At 45.8% G+C, this 9,387-nt stretch carries 9 protein-coding genes and 1 pseudogene (1 of these 10 only partly in view); 4 read left to right on the top strand and 6 right to left on the bottom strand.

Annotated features, from left to right (window positions below):
• The 4 genes and pseudogenes from Q2B33_RS08865 to Q2B33_RS08850 all read right to left on the bottom strand — a co-directional run.
• Positions 1-431: pseudogene (locus tag Q2B33_RS08865) on the bottom strand (ABC transporter ATP-binding protein) (it extends 214 nt beyond the left edge of the window).
• Entirely contained in the window at positions 428-1,645 is a 1,218-nt protein-coding gene (locus Q2B33_RS08860; protein WP_300564864.1) for an ABC transporter permease, read from the bottom strand. Before Q2B33_RS08860 ends, Q2B33_RS08865 begins: the two are co-directional and overlap by 4 nt.
• Positions 1,646-2,100: 455 nt before the next feature.
• The gene (locus tag Q2B33_RS08855) at positions 2,101-3,018 is read right to left on the bottom strand and encodes a zf-HC2 domain-containing protein (RefSeq protein ID WP_300564862.1); all 918 of its coding nucleotides are present in this window, start codon (positions 3,016-3,018) and stop codon (positions 2,101-2,103) included.
• Positions 3,002-3,511 (bottom strand): RNA polymerase sigma factor, encoded by a 510-nt coding sequence (locus Q2B33_RS08850; protein ID WP_300564860.1) that lies wholly within the window; start codon positions 3,509-3,511, stop codon positions 3,002-3,004. Before Q2B33_RS08850 ends, Q2B33_RS08855 begins: the two co-directional genes overlap by 17 nt.
• A gap of 87 nt (positions 3,512-3,598) precedes the next feature.
• Between Q2B33_RS08850 and Q2B33_RS08845 the strand changes: the two genes are divergently transcribed.
• Both Q2B33_RS08845 and Q2B33_RS08840 read left to right on the top strand, forming a co-directional pair.
• Positions 3,599-3,958: a hypothetical protein gene (locus tag Q2B33_RS08845; RefSeq protein ID WP_300815107.1), complete on the top strand. Its 360-nt coding sequence runs from the start codon at positions 3,599-3,601 to the stop codon at positions 3,956-3,958.
• 611 nt (positions 3,959-4,569) lie between these two features.
• Positions 4,570-5,094 (top strand): GNAT family N-acetyltransferase, encoded by a 525-nt coding sequence (locus Q2B33_RS08840; RefSeq protein ID WP_289768674.1) that lies wholly within the window; start codon positions 4,570-4,572, stop codon positions 5,092-5,094.
• Between the two features lie 414 nt (positions 5,095-5,508).
• On the opposite strand, the gene Q2B33_RS08835 is transcribed toward Q2B33_RS08840, so the two are convergent.
• Together Q2B33_RS08835 and Q2B33_RS08830 are read right to left on the bottom strand one after the other, a co-directional pair.
• A complete protein-coding gene (locus Q2B33_RS08835) occupies positions 5,509-6,069 on the bottom strand; it encodes a Type 1 glutamine amidotransferase-like domain-containing protein (protein ID WP_300564856.1) in 561 nt (186 codons plus the stop codon).
• A 9-nt stretch (positions 6,070-6,078) separates the two neighbouring features.
• On the bottom strand, positions 6,079-6,696 hold the full coding sequence (locus Q2B33_RS08830) for a helix-turn-helix domain-containing protein (RefSeq protein WP_300564854.1): 618 nt from the start codon (positions 6,694-6,696) through the stop codon (positions 6,079-6,081).
• Positions 6,697-6,941: 245 nt separating this feature from the next.
• Between Q2B33_RS08830 and Q2B33_RS08825 the strand changes: the two genes are divergently transcribed.
• Entirely contained in the window at positions 6,942-7,304 is a 363-nt protein-coding gene (locus tag Q2B33_RS08825) for a BlaI/MecI/CopY family transcriptional regulator (RefSeq protein ID WP_251207309.1), read from the top strand.
• A 32-nt stretch (positions 7,305-7,336) separates the two neighbouring features.
• Positions 7,337-9,387 (top strand): M56 family metallopeptidase (locus tag Q2B33_RS08820; RefSeq protein WP_300913956.1); only part of this gene is annotated, 2,051 nt, incomplete at its 3' end.

Here is a 9,387-nt window from a genome sequence, read left to right as displayed (position 1 = left end):
TCTTCCGATCTCTTCTTTTTTAGAATAGGTTTCAAGCCGATTGCACTGATTACGCTTTCGAAATCCTCTGGCTGAAACGTTTTTTTCTCTGCGTAAAGGAAAGGCAGTTTGATGTTATCTTCAATCGTCAAAGAATTGATAAGCGCTGACTCTTGAAGAACGAAACCGATCTTTTGGTTTCGCCATTGCGCTAACTTACTTGCGTGTAAATCATTCGTCAGCGAACCCAAAAGAGTATATTCGCCATGGTAATTTCTATCTATCAATCCAATGATATTCAGCAAGGAGCTTTTTCCTGCTCCGGATTCGCCTACAATGGCAATTTTTTCACCGGCGGCCACTTGAAGGCTGAAGTCATTTAATATGGAAAGCCGCGACTTTCTGCTCTTATAAATTTTTTCTTTCACCCTTAAATCAATTATTTTCGTCATTGTAATACCCCCAGGGAAATCGGAATTTTTTTGACTTTCCATAACATGCTTTCCACGACAATTACTCCCATAAGAATGTCAGAAGCGGCTACCAACAAGAAAGCCAGCCAGTCCATTCCTATCAAACCAAACAATCCGTAAGTGGCGAAAGTAGCATCTTTTCTTAACCAACACCCATATCTGTTGAAAGCAGTGATGATAAAAACAGCTGTTAGGTTCAGAAAGGAAAGTATCCCGAAATAACCGTAAAATATTTGTTTCAGCTTGGAATCACTTAATCCCACCAATAGATTGATTGTAAAGTCTTTCAACATGGAACGGACATTGACGAATGCATTCCAAATAGAAAGACAGGTTATGACGATAAGCAAGACAAAGGTGATGATGCATATCATTTTTAAGGCATGAAGATAATATTCCTTGAAATAATCATAGTTATCCTGTTGGCTGAGGAAATTAAATTCTAAGCCCAAATTATCATTGATGACCTTCCCTAAATCCGCTGTTTCTTCCTTTGTGGTTCCCAGAATGGCAACATCCATGAGGTCATTTAATGTAAGATCTATCGCTGCGTGATTCAGAAATTCCTCATTTACAGGAACCAGAATCGAAAAATTGTAGTAGGTCTTGGAATTGAGAGCATAGTAATTAGAACGGTAAGCATTCTGCTTCAAAACCCCTTGAACTTTCAGCGTTATGGGTCGCCCAAGGACAGATTCTTCCATTTTTATGGTTGACCCCACCGGGTATGTTTTGCTTAACCCTTTTCCTATGAGAACAGGTATTTCCCTGTCAAATTGGTAATTGAAATCTAAATCTGTCCCTTGTGAAAGTTCAAATTGTTTTAAGTTATAATACCCCTCATTCATATAGCCCAATGAGATTTCCATACCGTCAGGGTTAGGGATAGATACAATAAATCCATCTGTATAAAAAGCATAATCAAAATTACTATTTAAATAGTCATATACTGCCTGTGTTCCGTTTTCGCTTATGAAACCCATATCTATAGGGCTGTCCGGGTCTAAATTAGCGATGTAAACCCCTTCCTGATTGATATAGTTTGTTTCCTGATACCCTTGAAAAGTGGATAAAATGGAACGGGCAGCAGTAAAAGTAATGTAATTTGCCATACAAAGCAACAGAATCATACCTATGCCAAGTATCGCTTTTCTTAAAAATATTTGTGAAACAAAGAACTTAAAAATTTTCATATTTCCGCACCTGCCTTGCGCTGATTAGTATATATGTGATAAGAATAAGAACTAAGTAAAAATTGCTGGCCAAGTTGAAATTCAGATAAAAATTTGCAAAAACCGATAAGAAATAAACGGGAATTAATATCCTTAGACAATCCCGTATATACCGAATCGTGATATGAAATACAGTAGCTCCTACAAGTATTCTGCAAAATATTTCCTCCTTTTTTCTGCGCAGCATTTGATAATGAAAAACAATTGCGATAGATGTAAATACCAGGACAATTAAGGTCCGGTAATCCATGTAATTCTTCAAAAAAGCTTCCAGAAGATAAGAATCCAGGTCTAAAGTCTTTCCATAATCAAAAAGCAGATTCAGAAAAAAGCAGAAAATATATGCAATACTTAGCTCTAATATATCCGTTGGCCTAAATAGAGATTTTTTCATGTGTGCCCCCCTCAAAGCGCTCTCAGCGTTTCTTTTCGGCTTTCTTCTGAGATGCCGCTATTTTTGCTTTATAGAGAGATTTTCCTGTCAACAGGGCAAAATAGAACAGGATAGCGACCAGAAGGATAATGCAGAAATCTCGTTGTGACGAATACGTGGTAAAGCGGATTCCCTTTGTGCAAAGATGCGCTGCAAGGTAGGAAATGGGGAATAACAGCATTCTGTCAAGCCAAATCGTGACAGCCGGCTTATTTCTCAATAGGAACCGCATAATTGCCAGGGCAACAAGGGCGAAAAGGGCGAATAAAAAGTACGGCATGAGAATCAGTCTTGGCAGTGTCACGCCATGTTCTTCTGTATTTTCATTTGACCCATAAATCAGCACATCTTCAGAACCGTTGTTTTGGGCATAGAAAATCCGGATTTTAGGTTCTCTATCGGAAGGTATGACCATGTTTTGTCTTCCGCGATGAGAGGAATGTAAGTCCCAGGTTGTAGTCCAGGCATTTATGCGATAAATCTCAGTTTCCGTTTCATTGTCGAATTCTTTCATACAGCTATAACCTGTCACCTTATTCTCAAATGTGATGGTAATGCTCCCGTCAAGGCCATCAATAACTTGGAACAAGCCGTCGGAATAGGGGAAAAATTTAGGGGATGTTAGAATCCCAAAAGCAACCGCCGCTATGGCGCATGCCAAAATTGCGGTTAAAAAAACAGTCTGAAGGCGTTTGATAAATAATCCTTTTTTGATTCTTTTTAGCGGAACAACAGCAGCGTCGGGGATAAAGTCCGCAGGTTTCCGCATATGTGCAAGCTCTGCACGGCAGGCTTCACAATGTTCCAGATGCTCACTGACGAACTCCCGTGTATCCGTACTTACCATGTCTTCTGCATAAAGCGGAAGGATGTCTCTGATTATATTACATGTATGGCTCATCTTTGTCCTCCATTTGCGATAATATTTTATTTCTTGCCCGGTGATAAGTGACGCAGGCCCAGTTATCTGTTTTTTGAAAAATATCTGCAATTTGTTTAAAGCTTAACTCTCCAAAGACCCGCAGCATGAAAACTTCTTTATAGGGTTCCTCTAAATGATGCAGCAGGCGATGGATCTGCATGGCATCGCATTGCTTTGCTATTCGTTCCTCAATGGTGTCCTGGGTGTCCGGGAAATCCATATCATCCATAGTTTCAATACGCTGTTGCTTCTTCAAGTGGGAGAAATAACAGTTTTTTGCAATTTGGCAAAGCCAGACACGGATGTCTGTTTCGCCGCGAAAATGATTTATGGAACCCATTGCCTTAAAAAAAGCTTCGCTTGTGATCTCTTCTGCAATGCTTTCGTCTTTTGACAGCTTTTTGAGAAAAAGAAATACATCATTAAAGTATCTGATATAGATTTTTTCAAATTCTTCTTCGAAACCTGCCACTTTCTCACCTCCTCGCTTATAAGACTTCCCAGTTCCAAAAACCTTACAAGTTTTTTGAAATATTTTTTTCTTTTTTCATTATAGCCTTTGAAGGAACCGCAGGCAAAGAGTATTGAGGATTTTTTCGGAGAAAGAATTCCCGAAGTGCATGAAAAGCCCCTTGGATTTATCCAGCGGAGCGCATATGATGATACTGATAGAGATGGAGACCTTTTGTCATTGTTAGAACATGGAGATAATATCGCTTCTCCCTCCGATATCTCTGCCATTCATGCGGCTGAAGGTTTTTCCTCCCTTGTATCATGTGACATGAACCAGTATCAGGACACGAAAGCGGTAAAAAAGACTTTAACCATACCGTCATGGCTGAACGACCGCGCCATTTCTATGGGAATCAACTTTTCCCAGGTATTACAAGAGGCGCTGCTTTCCAAAATACAGGCTTAACACATCTCGGCTACTGACTTTTTAATGACCTTTTTTCTCAGCTACGCCTATTGCCACAATACAAAATATCAAATATGCAATAGCCGCCAAACGCCCGTTCTGTGTGGAAACGGCGTTTACCATGTGATTATAGGGCTTTGTGTTGAAAGGGGCGGAAAGGCTTGACGCGGGCGTATGGCAGCGGTAAAATGGATACCGTAAGAAATAGAAGGCTTAAGAAGGGAGCGTATCTAATATGATTATTTTTATGCGAGGTGTGTGCCTTTAACGCTTTGAGGGCAGAGAGGGACAAGAAGATAAACGCATAGGATTTCTCTTTTTGATCACGAATTGTCGAAAGGAGAAAAAATGAGCTATATCAATGCAGATATCGTATTGCCCAAAGAGCTGATAAAAGAAATCCAAAAATATGTAAACGGCGTAAACCTGTACATCCCCAAAGTGCCGGAAGCGAAGAGGGCCTGCAGCAGCTACAGGCGGAGTGTGAGTATTCCTTTACATAAGGATATAGGCTGTCCCAGGCTGCGGCGCTCTCCGGGGGCTTTGCGGCGGAACGGAGGGTGCCCCGGCAGGATGAGGAAGAGGATGGAAACAGAGGAGGGATATGGTTCATGGTTTATTTATCGAAAGGACGATTGACAATCCGCAACATGGAACAGGAGGACGCACAGGCGATTACAGAGGCCGAGATTGAGCAGGGCTGGGATGCGTCCATTGAAAAATACCTGAAAAGGCTGGAAGACCAGAGGGCGGGAAAGGCAGTTTCCCTGGTGGCGGAATATGAGGGCAGGCCCGTGGGATATCTAAATGTGTATCCTAATCCTACAAGCGGCCCCTTTGTCGGGAAGGGCTATCCGGAGCTGGTGGATTTCGGGGTATTGGAAAAATACAGGAAGCTTGGAATCGGCACCGTCCTGATGGACGTGGCGGAAGAAATCGCTGCAAGGTATGCGGACGTGGTCACCATTGGCGTCGGACTCCACAGCGGTTACGGAAGCGCCCAGCGAATGTATGTGAAGCGCGGTTATATACCGGACGGCTCCGGTGTTTGGTTTCGCGATAAGGTATGTGCGCCGTATGGAGAATGTGTGAATGATGACAATCTGGTCCTGCACTTTTCGAAGAAATTGAGGTGACGGTGCCTGGAGGATGATTGATTCTTCCCAATTCCAAAAATGAAAGACAGGGAGGACGCAGGATGGTTCGGCTTGATATGGATCGGAACTGTGTGAGGGTTTATGAGGATAGCACGGTTATTGGGTCGATTGAACTGTATGATAATCTTTATCACAGGCAAAACCAGTATTTGAAAATGGATGATTTTACTTAGGAACTGTCGGAAAATAACTGCTACAACTTCTGTAGGAAAAAGCCCTGAAACACAAGGAAAACGGCTTTCAACTCGTAGCAGTTATTTGTAGACAATTCCTTATGACACCAGAATAAGCGAGGAATTGTTTCGGAAATTACACGACAGGATAGGCAGACATTCTATATCCGTCTTCCGGGTTCTCCCTGGGAGCATGTACTCGGAACAGGCAGGAACCTTTCTATTCTCCGATTATTTCCACCCCATCCGGAAAATCCCGTATTACAAGGGCGCATGTATTTGTGAGCCTCACATTCTTTTTTAAGGGATATGCCAGCTTTCCTCTCTTTTCCCCTGTTATACAATGGACGTCTAATTTCGTGTCTATCAACCCCAGATTATTCTCTAAATTATTGGAAAAAATGAGGCTGCCGGCGCTGACTCCTATGACCAGGCCGCCGTCATTGATATACTCTGTCAGAGACTCATGGAACCCGGTAGCATTGATTCTTTCAAGCAGATATTGTGTATTCCCTCCACACAGATATACCACATCATATTGCCGCAGCTTCTCCGATTCCATTCCGATATGCAGGTCAAATACGTCAATGTTTTCGTCTAAGATACCGCATTTTAACAGGTCGTTCATGCACTTTGGCAAAACTTCTATGGCGCCTGCATCGATTGCTGCCGTAGGGATAAACAGCGCTTTTGCCAAAGCCATATCTTTGCCTGCCATATCCATAAAACACGCTTTGATTTCCTCTGTTTCCAAACCTGCTGATGTCAATAAAACTCTCATGTTGCCCTCCTATTCCGGCCAATTCATCTGTTCATCTGAGATGCCTAATTTCCTGCATTCCATGCGCACACGGTCTTTTTCGGCCTGATTTCCAATCTGATATTTTAAAATTTTATCCTGAAAGACAATATATTTTTCATTTCCTGCCTTAAAATCAACAAACCAATTCTCTCCCTCGTCAGGGACGGACAGCATGACTTTTGAAAGCTGCTCCGGAAAATCTTTTCTGCCGCTGGTAAAGAACAGGGCTGTCCAATATTTTGGTTTTCCGCCGGTATGCCACAATTCGATTTTATGAATGTTAAGGCAATCAATGATGCTGTCGTCCATTATGCTTTCTTTTATCAATATGCCCTCGTACAATTCCTGTTTCTTTTTTCGGATTGCATTATTGCCGCAGACAGGAACCTCTTTCACCTCGTGCAATGCCAGTTCATCTTTTAGCAAAATATCCATCGATACCTGAAAGGTTTCTCCCAGTATCAGCAGTTTTTCCGTCTCCGGTAATGCGATATCGGCCTCCCATTTGGAGATGGACTGCCTGCTGACATTACAGATGGATGCCAGTTCTTCCTGCGTCATTCCGTTTGCTTTTCTTAGCGCTATGATTTTCTCTGATAACTTCATTGCAGTGCCTCCTCATTGGTTTGTATTATACACAATAATGACGCTGTATGCCACCAACATGGAAGTTCTTTTCGGCAACCTGCGGTTGCGGATGGAGATTCATGATTTCGCTCTGTTCGGATACTATAGCAGAAAGCAGATGAGCAGGAAACGTATACAGAGCCATAAAACCCCTTGACAACACAGACCATATAGTGTAGTCTGTATGTGAGACCACAAAGAATGGTCTGTAAGGAGGGAGAAAAATGCAGGAGATACAATTAGGCGTGATAGAAGCCCGCTACGCGGACATGATTTGGGAACGGGAGCCTGTCACCTCCTCAGAGCTGGTAAAGCTTACGGCAGTGGAGTTCAACTGGAAGCGCACCACGGCCCACAATGTGCTCCGGCGCTTATGCGACAAGGGGCTGTTCCGGAACGACAACGGAGTCGTGACCTCGGTGATCTCCAGAGAGGAGTTCTACTCGCTGCAGAGCCGGAAATATGTGGAGGACAGCTTTGACGGCTCCCTTCCGGCGTTCATTGCGGCGTTCACGAAAGGGAAGCCCCTTACGGAGGAGGAGACGGAAGAGATACGCAGGATTATTGACGGCAGACGGGAGGTGTGAGGATGGGCGGAGTATTCTCGAAAGTGTTGCATATGAGCATCGCGGCAAGCTGGCTGATACTGGCGGTAATCGCCTTGCGGCTGCTTCTGAGGAAAGCGCCGAAATGGATTCGCTGTATTTTGTGGGGGATTGTGGCCATCCGGCTGATCTGCCTGGTCTCCTTTGAGAGCACCCTCAGCCTGGTTCCCAACGCGGAGGACATCGCCTCTGCCATGGTTCGCTTTTCCGGGGAATCCATGGCTGCGGACGGAGGGCCGACGATTGTCAGCCCTATCGAGATAGGCGGCGGAGCGTCTATGGATGCCCGTCCTGATGGCATAGGCGGCGGAGTGCCGGTGGCCGTCCGTCCCGACGGGACAGTCCCCGGCGGGCATTCCCTGGCGGCAGAATCCAGGGCGAATCTGCCGTATCTTTGGATAGAGACAGGGGGAATCCTCTGGATGATTGGCTTAGGCTGCCTGTTGGGCTATGCGCTGATTGGTTATCTCCGCCTGCGCGGGAGCGTCTCGGAGGCCATCCTTCTGCGGGACAACATATGGATCGGGGATAGGGTGGCATCGCCTTTCATCCTTGGGATGTTTCGCCCCAGAATCTATCTTTCTTCCAGCGCGGAGGAAAGCCAGATGGGGTACATGTTGGCTCATGAGCAGGCCCATATCAGGAGGGGAGACCACTGGTGGAAGCTGCTGGGCTATCTGCTGCTTGCGGTCTACTGGTTCAACCCGCTGTCCTGGGTGGCCTATATCCTGCTGTCCAGGGATATGGAACTGGCCTGTGATGAAAAGGTGATCCGCGGGCTGGACGAAGCGGAAAAGAAATCCTATTTATTTGCACTACTGAACTGTAGTACACAGCGCAGAATGGTTCTGGCCTGTCCGCCCGCTTTTGGAGAGGTGGGAGTGAAGCAGCGGGTAAATGCGGTATTGGATTATAAAAAGCCCGGATTCTGGGTGGTGCTGGTCTCCGTTTTCGTCTGCCTGATCGTGGCGGTATGTTTTCTGACCACTTCGCCGAAGACCTGGCAGATAAAGGTGACCATACCGGCAGAGGGCACCGAGAGCTTTTATTATTCGGATGAGGAAATCAGCCCCAAGGGCAATACCCTTACCCTGTATGCCGGGGAGGGGATGGGAGACGGTATGATTGTGCTGCTCCCGGTGGAGGCCAGTCAGGAGAACGCATATGGAGAGCCGACTTACATCACGCCGGGGATGCCTGTGAAGCTGGATGTGGAAAAAGGCGCCTGGTATAAAATCGGGGTAAATAAGATGCGGGACCCGTCCGGGGAAGATAAGGTGGTGTATCTGTCGGTGGAAAATGTGGAAGTGAGGATTGCGGCGGGAGCCGGAACCGGAGCGGAAGCCGGAGCAGGAACGGGAACCGGAACGGATGCAGGGATGGGAACCAGGGCAGAAACAGGGACGGAATCGGGAACCGCAGCACAGGAGGAACAGATTTCCGGCGAAGAAGCGGGCGAAATTCTGCAGAGGTATCTGTCCGACGCAGGCCAATGGGCGGCTGACTATGTGTTAGAACCCACGGATCCTACAGACGGAATGGTCGGGGAGAGGAAGGTCTATCGTTTTGAGGTAAGATATCGGAAGTCCGCCGGACAGGACGCTGGTAGGCTGATAGCCAATTATGCGATAACAGATGACGGAAATAACATCTATCAATATGATTCTGCCAATGATGCCTATATCGCCCTCCGGGAAGACGGTCAGGACATTGTGCCGGAACCTCTGGAGGGAGCGATGCCGCTGGCATCTGTCTTTCCCATAGAGTTTCTGTTTGCGAGCGGCGCAAGCTCCTCCGGGACAGAGCTTGTGCTGAACCAGGACGGCTCATTTGCCGGACAGCATTTCGACCATGAAAATGCCACAGGCGATGGCTTCCCCAAAGGCACATGCTATCTCTGCGATTTCAGCGGGCGGTTTGAAGATATCAGGCAGATAACCCCATATATCTATTCGATGACCCTGGCCGAGCTCGACACGGAAAAGGAGGAAGGGGAGGAGTGGATAGAAGATGACGTGTTATATATTGCCGCAAGACCATATGGCCTGGAGGACGGAGAGGAATT

The sequence above is a fragment of the uncultured Acetatifactor sp. genome (assembly GCF_948601915.1).
Classification (GTDB): domain Bacteria; phylum Bacillota; class Clostridia; order Lachnospirales; family Lachnospiraceae; genus Acetatifactor.
The sequence above is the reverse complement of the archived record's forward strand: the minus strand, read 5'-3'. Positions and strand labels throughout refer to the sequence as shown.